At 64.8% G+C, this 18,693-nt stretch carries 10 protein-coding genes and 1 pseudogene; 2 read left to right on the forward strand and 9 right to left on the reverse strand.

The window, feature by feature from the left end:
* Both FHY05_RS22840 and FHY05_RS19030 read left to right on the forward strand, forming a co-directional pair.
* Window positions 1–434 (forward strand): annotated as a pseudogene (locus FHY05_RS22840) (hypothetical protein); the annotation flags it as partial.
* 583 nt (window positions 435–1,017) lie between these two features.
* Window positions 1,018–2,301: a flagellar hook protein FlgE gene (locus tag FHY05_RS19030; protein ID WP_183946012.1), complete on the forward strand. Its 1,284-nt coding sequence runs from the start codon at window positions 1,018–1,020 to the stop codon at window positions 2,299–2,301.
* 689 nt (window positions 2,302–2,990) lie between these two features.
* Here the strand turns inward: FHY05_RS19030 and FHY05_RS19035 are convergent.
* The 9 genes from FHY05_RS19035 to FHY05_RS19075 form a co-directional block, all read right to left on the reverse strand.
* Window positions 2,991–3,596: a transposase gene (locus FHY05_RS19035; protein ID WP_183946013.1), complete on the reverse strand. Its 606-nt coding sequence runs from the start codon at window positions 3,594–3,596 to the stop codon at window positions 2,991–2,993.
* 1,668 nt (window positions 3,597–5,264) lie between these two features.
* Window positions 5,265–6,248, reverse strand: a complete 984-nt coding sequence (locus FHY05_RS19040) for a LysR family transcriptional regulator (RefSeq protein WP_183946014.1) — start codon at window positions 6,246–6,248, stop codon at window positions 5,265–5,267.
* A gap of 217 nt (window positions 6,249–6,465) precedes the next feature.
* Window positions 6,466–8,073, reverse strand: a complete 1,608-nt coding sequence (locus FHY05_RS19045) for a hypothetical protein (protein ID WP_183946015.1) — start codon at window positions 8,071–8,073, stop codon at window positions 6,466–6,468.
* On the reverse strand, window positions 8,070–10,049 hold the full coding sequence (locus FHY05_RS19050; protein WP_183946016.1) for an alpha-L-arabinofuranosidase C-terminal domain-containing protein: 1,980 nt from the start codon (window positions 10,047–10,049) through the stop codon (window positions 8,070–8,072). The genes FHY05_RS19045 and FHY05_RS19050 overlap by 4 nt, the downstream gene beginning before the upstream one ends.
* A 16-nt stretch (window positions 10,050–10,065) precedes the next feature.
* A complete protein-coding gene (locus tag FHY05_RS19055; protein WP_183946017.1) occupies window positions 10,066–10,830 on the reverse strand; it encodes an SDR family oxidoreductase in 765 nt (254 codons plus the stop codon).
* Window positions 10,827–11,855 carry an alcohol dehydrogenase catalytic domain-containing protein gene (locus tag FHY05_RS19060; RefSeq protein ID WP_183946018.1) on the reverse strand — a complete coding sequence of 343 codons (1,029 nt, stop codon included), beginning with the start codon at window positions 11,853–11,855 and terminating at the stop codon, window positions 10,827–10,829. Before FHY05_RS19060 ends, FHY05_RS19055 begins: the two co-directional genes overlap by 4 nt.
* A 118-nt stretch (window positions 11,856–11,973) precedes the next feature.
* Window positions 11,974–12,951 (reverse strand): Gfo/Idh/MocA family oxidoreductase, encoded by a 978-nt coding sequence (locus tag FHY05_RS19065; protein WP_311732525.1) that lies wholly within the window; start codon window positions 12,949–12,951, stop codon window positions 11,974–11,976.
* A gap of 662 nt (window positions 12,952–13,613) precedes the next feature.
* Window positions 13,614–16,463, reverse strand: coding sequence for a TonB-dependent receptor (locus FHY05_RS19070; protein ID WP_183946020.1), 2,850 nt, complete (start codon window positions 16,461–16,463; stop codon window positions 13,614–13,616).
* A gap of 143 nt (window positions 16,464–16,606) precedes the next feature.
* Window positions 16,607–18,667, reverse strand: a complete 2,061-nt coding sequence (locus FHY05_RS19075; RefSeq protein ID WP_183946021.1) for a glycoside hydrolase family 127 protein — start codon at window positions 18,665–18,667, stop codon at window positions 16,607–16,609.
* Window positions 18,668–18,693: the final 26 nt, after the last annotated feature.

Below are 18,693 nucleotides of genomic sequence, written 5' to 3' on the forward strand. Positions count from 1 at the left end.
CCTACACCACCATGAGCATCGCCGGCTATGCGAACGTCGAGAACCTGACCTTTGTCGGCACCTCGACCGCGGGCTTCAACGCCACCGGCAATGCCGGCAACAACACCATCACCGGTAGCGCGTACAACGACACGCTGACAGGTGGGGCGGGCGCTGATACGCTCGTGAGCGGGGCCGGCAACGATACGCTTTACGGTGGAGTAGGCTTTGACACGTTTGTGTTCACAAATGGCGCCGCTGCCGATACCATCAAGGACTTCGGGACTGGCGACGTCATTGATCTAGCGAATTATGCTCACGCACAGGCTCCGACCCTGACGCAACAGGGTGCTGATACGCTAGTTACCTTAGAAGGTGGCGACACCATCTTGCTGTCCGCGATCACCGTCAATCAGGTGGCGTTCTCAGAGACGGGCCTTCATTACGTGGGATAACGGATACTGCAGCAACGACGGGGGTGGTATGGTGCTTGTTCGCGACGCCCCCGTCAGCTCAGCGTCCGCGAGGTTACGCCGCCCATCGTGATCTCGCCGGAATCACGCTTAATTCTTGTCATCGGTATTAGCAGTGGCGCTGTCGCTGCATTGTTCTTCATAGATTTAGAAAGTAGACGTGAACGTTACGACGTCTGCTTCAATGCCGTGCGTCCCTGACAAGCCCAACGGCAGCAGGGTGAATTTCCCGCGCGGCAGAATTTTGCCGGCTTGCTGCACTTTGCTGCCGCATCTGGCCGGAGCGAGGTAGTCTACCCTCGGTGAGGCCATTCTGGCATGCTCCTTGCTGACCTGATTGTTATGTCGCGCAACAAAGGGCACAGACAATGACCGGAGAGGCCTCGGCTAAGTATGACACGATGACGCCCGTGGAGCGGGTATCGCTTGTCTCTACGTTCGTAGAGTTGTCCACCCTGTTCGTGAGCGGCTCGCCCGTCCTCAACGTCACTAAGCACGGCACGTCCAATCTCGCCGCGGTCCGCAAGGTCGCCTAATCCTTTCCCGATTTCTGTAGGAGCACCTCATGTCCTTCTTCACCTCGCTCTCCGGTCTCCAGGCCATGCAGACCGATATGTCGGTCATCAGCCACAACCTCGCCAACGTCTCCACCAACGGCTTCAAGAAGAGCCGCACGGCCTTCGCCGACGTGATCTCGTCGAACGTGTCGACCGACCCGCGCAAGATGGTCGGCTCGGGCGTGTCGGTGAAGGGCACGGTGCAGCAGTTCAGCGACGGCTCGTCGAACCAGACCAAGAGCGCGCTCGACATGCAGATCCTGGGCGAGGGCTTCTTCGTGGTGAAGTCGACCGGCCTGTCGGACCAGGTCAACTACACCCGCACCGGCGCCTTCACCGTGGACGAGAGCCGCAACGTGATCGACGCGCAGGGCAGCTACCTGATGGTCTACCCGGTCGACAACGACGGCAACGTCACGGCGACCGGCGACAAGTCGCTGACCAACCTGCAGATCCAGCCGACCAGCGGCACGCCCAAGATGACCAACAACGTCGCCACCAAGGTGCAGATCCCGTCCACCGCGACGGTGAAGGATCCTACCGCGTTCAAGCGCACTGACACCAGCACGTACAACAACTCGGTCGCCACGCGCATCTACGACGCCAACGGCAACCCGATGACGATGACGAGCTATTATGTCCGCACCGCTGAGGGCAATCCGAACGCAACCCCACAGCCGAACACCGGCACGTGGCAGGTCTTCACGTACGTCGGCGACCAGATGCTGACGCCGAAGGGCGCTGCTCAGGCTGGGCCGATCGAGCAGAAATATGACACTAAGGGTGCGCTGATCGGTACGCCGGAGATCACCTTCGAGGACTTCATACCTGTTTCAGGCGCCGCGGCGCAGGGCATCAAGCTCGACCTGACCGGTTCGACCCAGACCGCGGCGGCCGCGGCGGTGAGCGCGCGCACGCAGGACGGCGTCGCGGTCGGCCAGCTCGTCGGCATCACCGTCGACGACGCCGGCATCATCAAGGCGAGCTACTCGAACTCGGACATCGTGCCGCTCGGCAAGGTGGCGATCGCCAAGTTCTCGGCGCCGACCGGGCTGCGCCAGGCCGGCAGCAACTATTGGCAGGCGACCGGCATCTCGGGGAAGGCGACGCTCGGCTTCGCCGCGGCGGAGGGCTTCGGCAGCCTGAAGTCGGGCCAGCTCGAGGGCTCCAACGTCGATATCACCGAAGAGCTTGTGAACCTTATTGCAGCGCAGCGCAACTTCCAAGCGAACGCCAAGGCGCTCGATACAGCAACGCAGGTGTCGCAGTCGATCCTTAACATTCGGGCCTAACGGCAGACCGATCTAGCCAGAGAGCTGTCACGCTACGCATAGACCCGGGAACGTCGTTGCGTTCCCGGGTTCTGTGTATCGGCTTCACGTCACCGAGCCCGCATCAGCCTCACAGCAGTGGCTTAGCAAGCAGGTCGATGACCGCTCCCTTAGTTCAGCTCGCATTAGGTCTAAGCGCCGCGCTCCTGCCCTACTTTTCCAAAGCGCTCTGATCGCTCGCAGCCGGGAGCTGCTTTGCCTATCTTTCGCGAGAACCAAATTGTAAACCGCGAGTGCTCAATCGCAGGAGTCTCAGCATTTTCGCCCAACAGTGTGGCGGGTGTCAACATTTTCTTTCGTCGGTCGTCGCATCTCCGATATCTTGGTCGACAGTGCGAGTGGGTGGGTGAGCACCGATGGCCGCGCAAATGCAGGCGTCATCGACGGCTGCGCGCGTCTCTCGCGAAATAGCTGGGCCCTAAGTGAATCATTGTGCCGTCAAACTGGCTAATGGCCACCTAACTTGCATTCTTAGAAGTTCGCCTGACAGGACGTTGGCTCTGAGCTCCAACATCTTCGAAGGCAATGGCTTTCGGTACCAACATGAAAGCGTCGATCAAGCTCGCTGGGTAGTCGACGGCAGATCGCTGGGCGATGCATAAGCCGATTTCAACGCGGTCATAGCCAGAACGCGACCGCGATAGCGTTGGTCACACCGGAGAGGGGATTGCCAGCGAGTCTGTTGTAGTGGGTGGCGACACGGCGGAAGCCCTCGACGCGGCATAAGGCATTCTCGATGAGGTGGCGACCGGCGTAGCGCTGCTTGTCGTTGCGGATGGTGCGTTTGCGATTGCGCCGCGCCGGCCTGGGATGACCGGGATGGCGCCGAAGTCGCGGCCGAGGCGGCGGAGCCGGGCGGCATCGTAGCCCTTGTCGCCAAGCAGGTAGCGCACGCGCCCGGCGCGACCGAGGAGGGCGGGCGCGGCCTTCATGGCGCTGACGTTGCCGGGTGTGAGCATCAGCGCATAGTGGCGGCCGATGCCGTCGGTGAGCGCGGGAATTTCGATCGTCCAGCCGCCGCGCGAGCGGCCGGTCGCCTGAGGTGAACACCCCCCTTTTGCGCCGAACGCCGCGCGCTGTGCTTTGACGTAGGTGCTGTCGGTGGCAATGCTCTTGGTCACCACGCGCGCATCCAAGGCTGCGTCTAGCAGCTCGAGCCAGAAGCCCCTGTGCGACCAGCGGTTGAATGGGTTGTAGACCGTCGTCGAAAGCCCGTACTCATGCCGGGCAGTCGGATCGGCGAAAGCCGAAAGCAACTTCGGGAGAGGCGCTAAGAAGGACTGTAACGACTGCCGAATCAACGAGTATTTTACGCACTCAAGAAAGATCAACGGCGTCGCTTGAATGAAGGTGCAGTGGGGGAAAGGGAGGCTGCGCCAATCGCCGGTCCTTCAGCGACAATTGGCGCAGCCTGCCAGATCGTGCCCATCGTTCACTCCCCAGTGAGACTGATGTCACGACCAGTCGGTCTTCCCGTTCCGACACCTTCTATCTGCCTCAAGAAGGTTAACCAATGGTGTACATAACTCTAAAATGGGGCGTGGCCTCGCCCGACGCCTGCACGCGCTCGGTGTCTGCGAACCTAACGCGTCAGCGCCGCGCTCAAATTGGTCGATTCGACCCACCTTTTGGCGCGCTGGCCATTGTTGCGGCACAGCTGGTACGGCTAGCGCTCGACCAACTTTTGTAATCTGCCGTCCAACCGCGTCGCCCGGATACGACGTAAGTGCCCGAGCGCTTCTCCACTCTTTAGGCTAGGGCGTGGTTTCGTTGTTGTTAGCTCATCGCGTCGCCTGTTCCCATCAGCGGCTGAGGCCCTGCCGAATTTGCGCGGCGTGTACATGCAGGGCGGCGAAGGTGTGCCGCTTAGTGATAAGTGCAAGACGCCCTCGCTCCCCCGCAAGCCTCCGGCCCGAATTATCACAGGTCGAACACTCGTTCGAAGAGGAGATACCCTGGCGGAGCATAGTCGATGAAACAGTTACACCGTTCGATCAGGGTCTGGTGCAGCTATATTGAACAGTCCGCCGGACGGGTCTAAAGGCTGATCGAACATAAAGGCCTGTCATGACGCTGTTCGGCTATGCGCGCGTGCCAACGATCGATCAGGACCTTGGCATCCAGGTGGCGGCGCTACGCGCGGCCGGGTGCCAGACGATCCGATTGGAGAAGAAGTCGCGCGCCTGCGGCGCCATGCCCTCTCGTGCCTACGAGCCACAAGTGGACGTCCAGGGCGTCGATTCGACTCTTCAATCTCAGACGTTCGAGGTGCGTCCGGCTGTCGTCCTTGGGCGAATGGCCGAGATTGGCAGGATAGCGGACGTTGCCCAAATCTCGATGGTAGTGACAAGGCACTGCGTCAATCGATTGGACGCGCTTCAAACTCCACCAGATCTCTTCCGAAGGCAAAATAGGTACGCCCACCTTTGTCACGGGCAAGCCGTCTGCAATCTTGATCTCCTGATCCGATGCAAACGCGGCCTCGGTTCACTCGATAGGTGCGCTCCGTCGCAATTGCACCCGCCGGCCCGGTGTAGCGCCCTCCTACCCAAAAATACTCTCTCGTCCGCAGCTTCGCACGTGCCCTAGCGGGAGGCGACAAAGTCGTTTTCCCCACCAGCGCCTTCCGGATTTCTGCATCGGTTAGACGCACAATCTGCCCTGTCTGTGGCTCCGTCGCCGCTAAGGCGCTTAGCCCCATCATCACCAAAAGCATCGCTAATCCTCACCGCGTCTTGGCACCAACATGCCGAGCGCTACCGCATTGTACCAGTCGAAGGTGTCACGGCGTGCGGGTGAAGGTAGCGCCTTATCAATGTCCGGGATTGGGCGACAACGGGCATGCTGGTGGGTGACAGCAGCAAAGGTCCCATCCGCCGCGATGTCTGCTAATGGGAGCAAAGCCAAACCTGCGGGACCATGATTCAGGCAGCGTTCCTCTCTACCTTTTCCGAGCTGGTGATGGCGGGCGAGGGTGGGTCGGACCGGCGCTTTCCCCGCATCTCCCGCTCGACGGCGAGATCCGCCACGAAGTCGACGAACACCCGCAGTTCGAGCGAGTGGCTCGAGCCTTGAGGCGTGAAGATTCGGGCCGGGAGAGTGGACGAGTTCCACTCGCGACAGACCTCCACGAGACGTCCGGCGGCGAAGTCGCTCTCGCCCATAATCTCGATCACGTGTCCGACCCCGACGCCTGCGACGATGGCGCTGCGCATCGACGGAAGGTCGTTGACGGTTATATTGCAGTCGGGTTCGAGCATCATGGTCTCGCCCGCGTCGTTCCTGACGGTCCAGTCGTGCGGCCTGCCCGTCGTCGGATCCATGAGCCGTATGCAGGTGTGCTTGGCCGAGCTGAGCTCCGCTGGGTCCGCCGGCTCGCCATGGTGCTCGAGGTAGGCCGGGCTTGCGCACGTCAGGAGCCTGCTCTCGAAGAGGTCCGTCTGGTCGAGCCCCTTGGCGGCAACTTCACCGAAGCGCACGGCCACGTCGAAGCCCTCCGCAAGCATGTTCTCCAGGCGGTCCTTCACGAAGACGTCCACCTTGAGTTTGGGATGACGCTTGATGAGCCGTGGGAGCGCCGGAATCAGAAAGTGAAGGGCTAGCGGCGCGTCGGCGCAGACCCTTATTCGACCCCTGACGCTGCCGTCGCTGGACCCGCTCGCCGCCTCGCCGAGCTTCTCCAGAAGCGGGCGGACCTGCTCCAGGAAGCGGCGCCCGCCGACGGTGAGCTTTACCGCCCGCCTGGTGCGATCAAACAGTTTGAAGCCGAGGCGCTCTTCCAGGCGCGCGATTGACTTGCCGACGCCAGAGCGGGACAGCCCCACGAGGGAGGCTGCCTTGAGGAAGCTTCCCGTCTCCGCCGCGGCGACGAAGACGGTGATCCCGTTCGTGACCCTGGTGTCAAACATTGTCTATAATAAATAGCACGGATTGACATGGATCGATAGGGGAGACGTGAACGCGACCCGCCGCACTGGAACGTCGATCGACCGCAATGGGGAACGGGGACCGGCTTGAGGCCGAGCTGACGCGCGCCGTACGCGTACCAGCGAACAGCACGACGCGATCTCGGCCGATTGCGACAGGAACGCGCCGGCTTGAGCCGGGCGGCGCTGTCCATTCTTCCTAGGAGGTCAGCGCCTCGACGCGCACGCGGGCGAAGCGGCCGCGTCCGTCCGGGTTGGTCGTCTGCAGGCCTACGTAGCTCGCCTCCGGAAGAAGGGTCGGGTCCGCTACGCTCAGCACTTCGCGGCCCCCGTCAAGCAGTCGAAGCTGGTGCCCCCTGAGCTCAAAGGTCAGCGCATGCGGTTCGCCCTGCCTGATCTCGGCCACGCTACCGACGCCGGCCAGCATGCGGCTCTGACCGTCTTCGACGACGCCGATGCCGTAGCGGTGCCCCCAGGCACCGATGCCCGCGAGATAGTAGTTATCTCGGTCCGTGTACCTAGCGAGGATGACGTGCTCGCGGTCGTTCGACGCCGGGCCTGCCGAGATCGTCGCCTGGACCGAATAGTCCCTGCGATCGATCAGCCTGTTCCCCTGAAGCGTCTGCGGGTTCTTCTCGGCGTTGCCCAGCGAGAACGCGGCGCCGTCGCGCACTTCGAAGCTCGCTCCGGTCGGGATCGCGGCACCCTGGCCCATGGTCCAGAGCGAGGGATTTACGATGTTGAGACCGTCTTCCCAGGTGGCCAGATTGATCGTCTCGTTCCATCCCGGACGATTGTTCTTGGCGTTGTAGAAGCAGAACTTGCGGCCGCCATGCTCCACGACGAACTGGCGGTAGATCATCGAATCCTCAGGGCCGCCCGCCACGCCGAGATCGAGCTCCATCGCGGCTCTGTCCAGCCTCCAGCGCAAACCGTCCGGAGATGTCAGCCGTCCGCCGCGCGAGGGATAGTCCGCCTGCCAGCCGACGATGCGGGTCTCGTAGAGGTTCGGCCCGAGCTTGCGGACGTTGGGTCCCCCAACGCCCTTCGACGCCCATCCCCCGTCGTCCATCGGTCTCAGGATTGGGTTCGACGGATGCTTGGACCAGGGCCCGGCCGGGTCGGCGGCCGTCGCGTAGCAGATGTAGCGCGGTTCGCCACCGGCCGACTTAATCTTGCCGGCCGTGTACCAAATCTTCCAGATGCGCTCCTCCTCGTCGTAGAGCAGCGACGAGTTGTAGACGAAGCGATCCTCCCAGCGGGCGGTGGATGTCAGCACGACTCCTCCCTTGGTCCAAGGTCCCTCGGGCCGGGTCGCGCGGGCGTAGTGGACCTGCCCCTCTCCGTCCTCCGACACGCCGAAGTAGGTCATGTGGTAGACGCCGTCCTTGAACACGACGCTCGGCTGGTTCAGGGCTCTCGCCTCGCTGGGCAGCGTCTGCATGATCACCGGATCCGCGCGCTTCGACCACCGCAGGCCGTCGTCGCTCGTCGCGTAGCCGATGTTGGTGAGCGAGCCGTACCACATTTTGAAGCGCGCTCCGTCCCCGGTGGCATACACCAAGCACGGGTCCTGCAGCAGGGAGCTCTCCCATGCGAGGTCCTTCTGCATGATGACGCCGTGACGGCGCCAGCCCGCAATGGCGCCGAAGTCGTCCTTGAAGATCGTGGGCGGGTCCGCGCGGCGCGCCGCCGCCTGCGCGCCGGTCTGTGCCGCAACGGCGTCCCCGGCGCGAAGAAGCGCAGGACTCGCGATAGCGCCGCTAACGAAATTTCGCCGGCTTAGCTTGCGGCCTTCCATGTTCATCGTCTTCCTCCCTGGTCGGTGGCCCCGCCCGCCGGTGCTTCCGTCTGAATGGTGATAAAGGATGACGCGGGCACCTGGAGGATCGCCTGTCCGCGGGCGTCAAGCCGTAGCCGGCTGCCGACCGGCGCGACGTTGTCAGGGTTTTCCGAAGTGTTCACGGCCCTCTCCCGTCCGAGGTGCAGCGTCTCGATCCGAAGTCGCGAGAAGGCCGCCTTGGCACCGAAGTCGATGCGATAGCTCACCGCGGCATCGGATGCGTTAGTCACGTTGAGCGAGGCTCCCTTCGCGTCCCTAAACGCGGCGGCCTGGACCCAGTCCTCGTCGCCTCCGCGGACCTCCGCCTCGACCGCGTCGCTCCTCAACGAGGAGGCGATCATCCGGTGGACGTGCCACGGCGGCTGCGTCCAGGCGTTCAACTGGTTCATGAAGACCAGTCCCTGGTCCCAGCCGTTGTCGTTCTGGCCGTCGACCTGCAGGGCGTTGGCGGACGAGATCACATCGACGTAGGGGCGCTTCTGCAAGGCGGTGATCGCGTAGGCGTTGCCGAGCGCTCGTCCGGCATCGTGCTTGTCCGCGTTCAGCTCGAACACGACGATCCTGTGACGCGATCCGGGCGGCGCGAGGCGCTTGAGCGCGGCGGCGTAGCTGTCAAGAGCCCGGATCTGCTTCGCGATGCCCTTTGTCCGTTCCGTCCAGAGGTGGATGTCGAAGTCGACCTCGGCACCGTAGCGCGACGCGAGCTCCAGGATCTTCCCGTGGGCTGCGAGCGATCGCACCTTGCCGCCTCCTTCGAAGTCGTACGGGTTCCGGATCACGTCCGCGTACGAGAAGTCGCCCACGACGAGCCGGATCCCCGGATCGTAGCTCCAGACGATCTCGGCCAGCGCCTTGAACTTGCGATAGTATGCATCGTCCACAGCGTTCTCGTTCCCGAGCTGTAGGCGTTTCTGCCGGTACGGCAGCGCATGCCCATCGGCGTGCCTGCGGGATCCCCAGGTGGTGGTCGCCGGGCCGTAGAGGTAGTCCATGAGGTCGCGCACGTCCTCCGGCTTCTCGTCTATGTTCAGCGAAGGTACCGCCTCCACGCCGAGCGCCTCGCCAAGCTGCATGAACTCGAAGATTCCGAACCCGTTCGACTCGTAGGGGTACCAGAAGCCCTTCGTGACCGGTCGGAGCACCGGGTCGCCGACCATGGCCTTCCACCTGTATTCCGACACGTCCCCGCATCCGCTATTGGCGCAGCCGCCGAAGCGAAGGGCCTGCACGCCTTGGCGCTCGAGCAGATGGGCCACGTCTGACCGCACCGGAAGTCCCTTGTAGCGTCCCCACATCCCGGGCTGCAGCATGACGTAGCCCACGTCCACGCCTCCGACAGATCGTATCTCGAGGGCAAGACGCGCATGCCCGTCCGAAGCGCCGGCGCGCAGGTTGAACGGTAGACGCGACCAATCCGCGTTGGTCACCACAAGGTTCCGCGCCGCAAGAAGCCGACGTCCGTCCGCGCTCTGCAGCGACACCCGCACGACGATGGGCGCAGGCGCTCTCAGGACGACGACGCCCTCGTAGGTTCGACCGCTCGTCACCGACATGCCTTGGCGGTTGAGACCACGGTTCTCTATGCCGGCCCAGTCGCCGGAGGTGGCGCGCTCCATTTTCTGGCTCTGCGCGCCCTTAAACGGGGCTTGCGTGGTGATCGAGTATGCGGCGCCGGGCGCTGTCGACCGCCACTGGCCGCTCACGCCCGTCTCGACCTGAGCTTCGGCGAAGGCCTCGCCGAAGACCATCTGCGAGTAGATGCCGCCGTAGACCTCGTGGTTCACGTCCTCCATGCCGACCGCGACGCTGGTCGGCGTTCGTCCGATGACCCTGTCGGTGACCACTATCGAGCCTGGCTGCGGTACCTGCGCGAACGCGGAGGCGATCGAGGCAACGCCCGTCGCGAGGACGACGACGGCGTTCAGCGGGGCGCGAGGCATGCGGATCGGCCGAAGGCTAGAAGGTGGAGAGCCAGCCGCCATCGACGTAGATGGTCTGCCCGGTGATGAAGCGCGAGGAATCTCCCACTAGGAAGTCGACCGGCCCGGCGACGTCCTCCGGCGTGCCCCAGCGCGACAGCGGGCAGCGATCCCGGACCCATGCGCTGAACGCGGGATCGTCCTGGAGCGTCTGGTTGAGGTCGGTTGCGATGTACCCCGGTGCAACCGCGTTGACGAGGATGCCGTGGCGCGCCCACTCGACGGCAAGAGCCTTGGTGAGTTGTCCGACCGCTCCCTTCGAGGCGGTGTAGGGGGACGTCTCGGCACGTGCTGCGGCGGTCATGAGCGATGCTATGTTGACGATGCGCCCGGGTCTCGCCTGAGCGATGAGCCGTGCGGCGAAACGGCGGCTCAGCTCCCAGATCGATCCCACGTTGACGTCCATGACGGCGCGCCAGTCGGCGAGTTCGAGATTCTGCGCCAGGCCGCGGCGCGTGATGCCCGCTGCGTTGATCAGGACGCCGGGCGTACCGAACTCCTCGCAGAGGCGGTCGAACCACGGCGCTATGCCATCGAGGTCGGCGAGGTCGTGGACGCTCGTGCCGACCGCGACGCCTTTGGGGACGAGGCCATCGGCGGCGGCGAGGAGCGTCGGGTCGTCGCGACCGACCAAGACGACGTCGTGACCCGACCGGGCCAGTGCAGCGGCGCACGCGAGACCGATGCCGCGGCTGCCGCCCGTGACCAGCGCCAGGCGCTTCGTGTCGGCAGGGTGGTTCACCGGTCGGAACTCCGCGGCTCCACGAGGACCTTGCACGCGTCGCCCGATCGGAACTGCGCGAACGCGTTTTCGACGTCCTCTAGAGGGAAGCGGTGTGATATGATCCTGTCCAGCGGCAGCGACGAGGCGAGCGCGATGGCCTCGTCGAAGTCGTCGCGCGTGTAGACCCGCGAGCCTACCAGCTCGAGCTCCTTGAAGTTCACCCCCTGGAGATCCACGCTGACGGGGCGCTTGAACACGCCGACGCCCACGAGGACGCCTCGCGGCCTGGCGAGAGCCGTCATCTCGGTCGCGGAGGACGGGTGGCCTGCGCATTCGAAGACGAGCCCCGCCCCGTTCTGGTCGGTGATCGCCATGACGTGACCGAGCAGCGGCGCACCCGCCTCGATGGCTTCAAGGCCAAGCGATCTCGCGAGTTCAAGCCGCGCCTCGGAGACGTCGCTGATGACGACGCGCCCGATGCCCTTGGCGGAGGCTACAAGCGCCGTGAGGAGGCCGATTGGCCCCGCGCCGAGCACCACTGCGACGTCGACGTCCGCAAGGTCGGCTCTTCCGACCGCGTGCACCGCCACCGCGAGGGGCTCGATCAGCGCGCCGATGGCGGGTGACATCGTCTCCGGCAGCTTCATAAGTGACGCGATCGGCAGCCTGACGAAGTCGGCCATGCCGCCGTCTCGATCGAAGCCGAAGAGCTTGAGCTCGCGACAGACGTGCGACTGCCCGTGGGTACAGGCGTAGCAGCGGCCGCAGGATATAAGCGGGAACATCGTCACCCGGTCGCCCACGGCCACGTGCGCGTCGGGCTTGGCGAGCTCGACCACGGTCCCGGCGAGCTCGTGTCCGATCGTCAGGGGCGCCCTAGCGCGAGGGTGGGTGCCTGCGACGATGTTGAGGTCCGACCCGCAGAAGCCGCACGCATCGATGCGGACGAGCGCCTCGCCGTGGCGCACCACCGGACGCTCGAGCAGTTCGGGTCGTAGCTGGTCCGGTCCCATGTAGCGGGCCGCAAGCATCGTCTCTGCCACCATCGCTCTCCCAAGCGGACGAGATTTGAGGAGTCCGCATATATTATAGATAATCTTTTGGCAAGTCGACGCAGCCGGAGGTTGGCTGAACGTCGGGCAGGCTATCGGGAGCGTGCCTCTACGTAGCGGCAGCACTCGGCGAAGCTCTCGCCGAAGCTCGAGTTGGAGCGCTCCACTCAAAAGGTTCGACCGTTCTGCGCCGCGCCGTCATGAACGCGTCGGCCACGAGCTTGAAGGGCTTCAGGTCGATCCTGCTCTGACGGGCCCCGACCATGTCGGCGAACCGGCCGTAGAGACGGCTGTATTCGCCCTCTAGCGCAAGGCTCTGTTCCGCTCCGTCGATCTGCAGGCGGCAGCCACCGTCCACGAGCCGCAGCGTGCCCTCGTCGGTTTCGATCGCGACCTCCCAGATCTGCCGTCCTGCCTCATCGAAGTCGAACGATACGTCGACCGGGACCTGGCCCTCGGACGAGAGCCGCAGGGAGGCAGCGATCGGAGCCTCCCTGTTTGATGGAAAGGCGAGCTCGGCATCCTCGACGAGGAGCTCGCCGGGCAGAAGCTTCGTGAGGATGGATAGCGCGTTGATGCCTGCATCGAAGACGCCGATGCCTGGACGCCAGATCCACTCCTGCCGGGGATGCCAGAATCGGACGTCTTCGTGCCAGGTGACCGTCGCGCGAAGGACCCTTCGGGCCGCGAGCCACGCTTCGGCGGCTTCGACGCCCGCGGCCTCCTGAGAGTGCCACGTCACGAACAGCACCTGGTCCGTGCCTGCGAAGACGGACGTGAGCGCCTCCGCTTCGCAGAGGGTCGACGCGGGCGGCTTCTCCAGAAGGACGTCGAGCTTCATCGCGGCGGCTTCCCGAACGAGTTCGAGTCGGCCATGAGGCGGAGTGCAGATCGAGACGGCCTGAAGCCCCGGATGCCGGGCTATCAGTTCCCTGAGAGTGGGAAAGACCTCCAGATCAGCATGCGCCGCCTGAGGATCCACGGCGCCGACGAGGGAGAACCGTCCATCTCTTCGCAGAGCGGGTATGTGCTGGTCGCACGCGATCTTGCCTGCACCGATCACGGCGATCGCGATCGAGGCGCTCACAAGGTCAAGCCTCTGAGCGAAGGGCCATCTGGCTGCGCCGGTGTCATCACCGATCTCGGTTCCACCGGACGGATCCAATCGAGCAAGCCCGCTTGCAGGGCGCTCAGGTCGAAACGGAGGCGCCCGCGCGATGGTTGGGGGGAGGAGGGAGGGTGACCTCCTCCCCCGCCGGCGGCGGGGAGGGGCGCCGGCAACGCTCGTCGGCGAGGACGAGGCCGGCAGGTCGGCCCATGCGTCCATCGTCCGAGAACAGGGTGTTCGGGCATATCGACAGCTTCGACCGCGGTGCGGGACAGATCGGCCGGCAGACCGCACGTGCCGGGTCGTCGGTCAGACGTCCGGGCTCGATCCGATGGCCTATGCGATGGTGAGCAGCTCCTGTGAGACCAGCCTGATGACTTCAGAAGAGACGAGAAAGGCGAATGGGTAAAGCGCTGCCCTTGCAAGCGTGCCTTCGCGAAATCGGCAGCATCGTCGCTGCGACGCGCTCCGAAGGATAGCGGTTGGTTGACCTTTCCACTTATTCGCACGCGAGGGTTTTCCGACAAAAAGACGCCCGGCCGTTTGAGCCGGCCGGGCGAGGTGGGAGGGACGTGTCGGGCGAGCTAGCGGCCGTTGGCGCTCGTCCACGAAGCTGTTTGCGGTGTCGCGTCGATCCCGATCTAGAACTTGGCCCTGATGCCGAAGTTGTATCGGGCACCCGTCTCCTGCAGCAGAAGGAAGCGCTCCTTCAGCACGGACCACTCGTCGACCTTGGAGTTGGTCACGTTGACCCCCTGCGCATAGACCTGGAAATTGGGCGTGACGTCGTAGCTCACGTTGAAGTCGAATTGCCCGTAGCTGGAACGGTTGCGCGGGCGGGCCTGGAAGTCCCGGCAGGAGCGTAGGTATTCGGACCGCCAGTTGTACGATCCACGGGCGGACAGGCCGTACTTCTCGAAGAAGACGCTGCCGTTCGCCGAGTGAGGCGACAGTCCGTTGTAGCCGCACTGATAGTCGGCGAGCGACGAGTCGCGGTTGGCCTTGCTGTCGACGTAGGTGTAGTTGCCGGCGAGACCGAACCCGGACGCGAAGCCGGGCAGCCAGTCGAACGCGTACTGCCCGCCGACTTCAACGCCGCGGATGTACCCCGTCTGGCCGTTGCGGGTACGAGTATCCTGGAAGACGTAGCCGAAGCGCTCCACGGGAAGGGTCTGGAGCTCCAGGAACTTGCTCAGGTCCTTGTAGAAGCCGCCCACGCTGAAGTAGCTGACGGGCGAAAGATACCACTCGATCGAGACGTCGTAGTTGGTCGACTTGAACGGCTCAAGGTTCGGGTTGCCGCCGCTGGACAGCGGAACCGAAATGCGGCCGCCGAAGCCGTTGTTGACGCCAAGGTCGGTGAGCGTCGGTCGCGTGACCGTCTGCGAGAAGGCGGCGCGCGCGACGAGCTTGTTGGTGACGTTGTACTTGACGTTCGCCGACGGCAGTGCGTTCACGTACGAGTTGCGCACCGACAGCGGACTGGTGGGTCCGTACTGGAACTGCAGCGTGTCGTCGCCCACCGTGTTCGTGATCGCGAGGATCGGGCGCGCGAAGCCTCGCGAGTCGGTCTGCGTGCGCACGACGCGGACGCCGGCGTTGGCTCCCCAGTTCTCGCCGCCGAACTGCATCGAGACGTAGGCGGCGAGCACCTTCTCGTTCACGTCGGAGTAGCCCCCTAGGTCGGGCTGAACGCCGAACGGGCCTCCCGGAATGGCAAGGAGCCGAGCGGCCTCGGCCGCCTGCTGGGCGGCGTCACGGCCTTGGCGCGGAGTGGCCAGCACGTCGGGCCGCGAGACGTAGGCCAGGATCGCGTTCGGGTCGAACGTGATCATCTGCTTGGGCAGGTTGCCGCTGCCCTTCACGCCCGCCAGGAAGTCGTCCAGGTCGAGGATGCCTAGTAGCGACGGATCGATCGGCGTCTCGTAGCCGCAGTAGGTGCAGTTCGTGTCGTTGTTGTTGTAGGCTTCGCGCCGCTTGCTTCGGTCGGAGTAGGACACTCCCATCCGGACCATGTTCAGGATGCTGTCATGCACCTTGAAGTCGCTGTCGAGGTGGAACTCGGAGCCGCGATCGCGGACGCGGTTGTTCGTGATCGACATGTAGTGCGCCGTGATGAACGAGGGATCGTTCAGCGGCCCGAGGTTTGATGCGGTGGGGATGTCGTTGTCGGGGTCCAGGTCGAAGCGAGGCGCCTCCGGCGTGCGCGCGCCGACCACCACGAACTGCTGGGGGTTGCGCTGGCGCGCCTTGGTCGTCGACGCGTCCAGCCGCACCTCCACGTCTTCAGTCGGGTTCCACTTCAGGTTGCCGCCGATCTGGTAGCTCTGGGTCAGCCGGTTGTTGGGCCCGGTGATGAAGTCAATCGTGCCGCCAGGCACCCCTGCGTCGCGCAGTGCTGGATTGGCAGCGAGATAGTCGAGGCCAGGACGGTTGAAGCCAGTGACCGTGCCGTTCTCGTTGGTGGTGAGGCCGATGAACGGCTGCGAGTAGAAGCTCACGAAGTAGTTGCGGTCGGTGAAGACGTCGAACTTCGAGTAGATCCCGTCGACCGTCAGCAGCAGGGTGTCCGTCAGCTGCGCCTGCACGCTGCCCGCGACGTTGATCCGGCGCCGCTTTTCCTGCCAGCGATCGACCTGGATGTTCTGCGGCGTGTGGATCGGGCCGGTCGTGGTGATGGCGGTCGTGGGCTGCCCGACCGCGTCGAGGCCGCCAGCGATCACCTGCTGCGGACCGAACAGCCACCCCTCCGTCTGAACGAAGTCGAGCTGGCTGTAGCGCTCGGTGTAGGAGCCGGAGAGAACCGCGCCGAACGTCTTGGCGTCGTTGGTCCACGACGCGACTGCGGACAGGTCGGGCCCGGCCTTGTCCCGCAGCGTGTCGTAGATCGCCCCGGCGGACGCGGCTACGTGGAAGCCCTCGCGCCCCTCGAGCGGCCGGGCGGTTATGATGTTGACGGTGCCGCCGATCCCGCCTTCCTGAAGCTCGGGCACGCTCGACTTGAAGACGTCGGTGCGCTGGATCATGTTCGACGAAAGCACGTCGAACGAGAACTCGCGCCCAGGATTGTCGGTCGCCATGACGCGGCCGTTGACGAGCACGGTGTTGAATTCGGGGCCGAGGCCACGGACGGTGATGAACTGTCCCTCGCCGCCGGAACGGTCGATCGCGACGCCGGTGATGCGCTGTAGCGACTCGGCGATGTTTGCGTCGGGGAACTTGCCGACGTCCTCGGCCGAAATCGAGTCGACGATCTGCTGCGCGTCGCGCTTGACCCGCGCCGACGATGCCAGGCTCGCCCGGATGCCGGTCACGACGATGTCGCCGCCGGAGCCGGACTCGTCGCCGCCGACCTGCGCGGCCGTGGGCGTCGGTTCCTGCGGCGCGCCTGTGTTCTCGCTAGGCGAGCCAGGGGCCGCAGGTGCGGTCTCCTGCGCCTGCACGGGCGCGGCGATCAGCATGGCTCCGCAGAGCAGGTGCGCCTTCCACATCGGACTGTTCCTCTCCCTGGTTCTGGAAGCTGGCCATCGAACCGCAGCTAGCCTTCCGATCGCATGTACCCTCTCATGTTCCGCAACGATTGTACAGATAATCTATAATCCGCCGATGTGTCCTTTTTCGGGAGGGGGCGTGCCTAAACCGGAAGCCATACCGCCATGTCGACGGGGCCGCGGTTGAGGTTGGCGAAGTAGGGGATGGCGGTCGCTTTCGAGCGGACGCGGGCGCCGCCACTGGGGCCGTAGAGCGCCGAAGCGCTTTGCGAGGGAACGCTAACGAAACCGTCCAGGACGACGACGCCGCCCAGCTCGACCGTCCGTCGCGGCGAGAACGATGAAGGGACGACCGCCGACGTGGCGAGATCGGGCAGGTCGCGGGACTCCATGCAGTAGACGATTGGCCCGCGCATGAGGGCGACGCGGCCGGTCGCGCTCTTCACCCTCGGATCGGCATGCATCACCCGGACGGGCATGGGCATGTCGAGCCGTACGACGTCGCCGGGTCGCCAGCGGCGGTCCAGCGCCACGTATCCGTTCGCGCCCGTACTGGCGTCGGCAGGAGTGCCGTTGATGGTGAGCAGTGCGGTCTCGCACCATCCCGGGCGGCGGATCAGAAGGCTGAGCGGCGAGGCCGGCGCCTGATCGATCACGAACTCGACTCTGCCCGACCAGGGATAGTCGGTGACCTGCCGGAGCTTCACCGGTCCGTCCGGCGTATGGATGGTCGCGCGTCCTCCGACGAAGAGGTTGACGTACACCTCGCGATCTCTGGTCGCGTACACGTAGCCGGGCATGGCGCCCATCAGCTTCAGGAACATCGGCGGGCAGCAAGGGCAGGTGTGCCACTGCCAGCGCGCGCGTGAAGCATCCGACTCGAGGGGGTTCTGGTAGAGATAAGAAGTGCCTTCCAGCGACACGCCCGATAGGGCGCCGTTGTAGAGGACCCGTTCCAGCTCGTCGGCGAAGCGGGCGTCTCCGAACAGCAGGTTCATGTTGCGGTGGAAGAAGCCGGCGCCGACCGCCGCGCAGGTCTCGAGGTACGCATCGTTCGGCAGAGCGAAGTCCGGACCGAACTTCTCTTCCTGCGCGTAGGCGCCGACGCCGCCGGTGACGTGCATGCGCCTGTGGACCATGTTCTCCCAGAGGCGGAGCGCGGCGCGACGGTAGCGGTCGTCCCCGTTGATCCGCGCCGCTGCGGCGATGCCGGCGCAGAGCAGTGTGGCGCGGACGGCATGGCCTTCGATCGTGTGCTGCTCGAACACGGGCGCGTGGTCCTGCGCGTAGGCGCCCCACGAGGGTCGGTCGCTCCCCTGGCGCCTCTCTCGGACGAACCGCTCGGCGGCCGGCCGGTCCTTATCCCAGTCGGGCGTGCCCGAGTTCCGGCCGCGGCTCTCGATCCAGAACTCGGCGAGCTTCAGGTAGTCGGCCGAAGCGACGGGCAGCGGAAGGTTCGCCGCGAGCGCGGGCCGCTCCACGAAGAATTCGTGAAGCCTTACGAGCGCCTCCTCCGGCAGCGGGTGCGCCGGGACGATGTTCCGCTTAGGCGGTGGCCCCATGAGCGCGCACATGGTGTTGGCGATGCGGACCGCCGGCACGAGGAGGGTCGTGCTCCCCGTCGCGTGCTGCAGCCTGACGGCGGCGTCTATCAGGGCGCCAAGATTGTAGACGTCGTGCTGCCAGACCAGAACACCTCCATCGTCGCCCCATTCGTGGCCCGGCTCGACCAGCTGCGTGTAGGTGTTGACGTAGCCGTCCGCCCTTGTCGCTGCGGCGGCGGCGATGCGCTTCGCATAGCCCTCCAGGCGAAGTGCCAACTCGGGGTTCGGGTCTGCCAGAATGAAGTCGGCTGCGGCGCGGATCATCTCGTAAACCAACCCGTCCATCCACGGATCGCCCGCGTGGGTGCCGCCGCTCCTCGTGCTGACCTTGTCGAAGTTGGCGAACGCGCCGCCGCGGTCGGTCTCGAACTTGGTCAGGCAGTCGGGGATGGTAACGTCGCGCCATATGCGGCGTTTCGGCGCCCAGAAGGAGTCGTCGATGACCACGTCGGAGATGGGCACCGGCTGCAAAGCGCCCCCGGTCGTGGGGTCGGCGCCGATAAAGGGGGCCGGCAGCGCGTCGGAGGCGTCCGGGCGTAAGGCTGCGGCAAGCCCGAAGGCGGAGCCATGTAGAAGGAGATCTCTGCGGGAGAGCGGCATTGGATCACCTTTCCGTGTGAGGAGGC

This window comes from Sphingomonas sp. BK580 (assembly GCF_014194975.1).
GTDB lineage: Bacteria > Pseudomonadota > Alphaproteobacteria > Sphingomonadales > Sphingomonadaceae > Sphingomonas.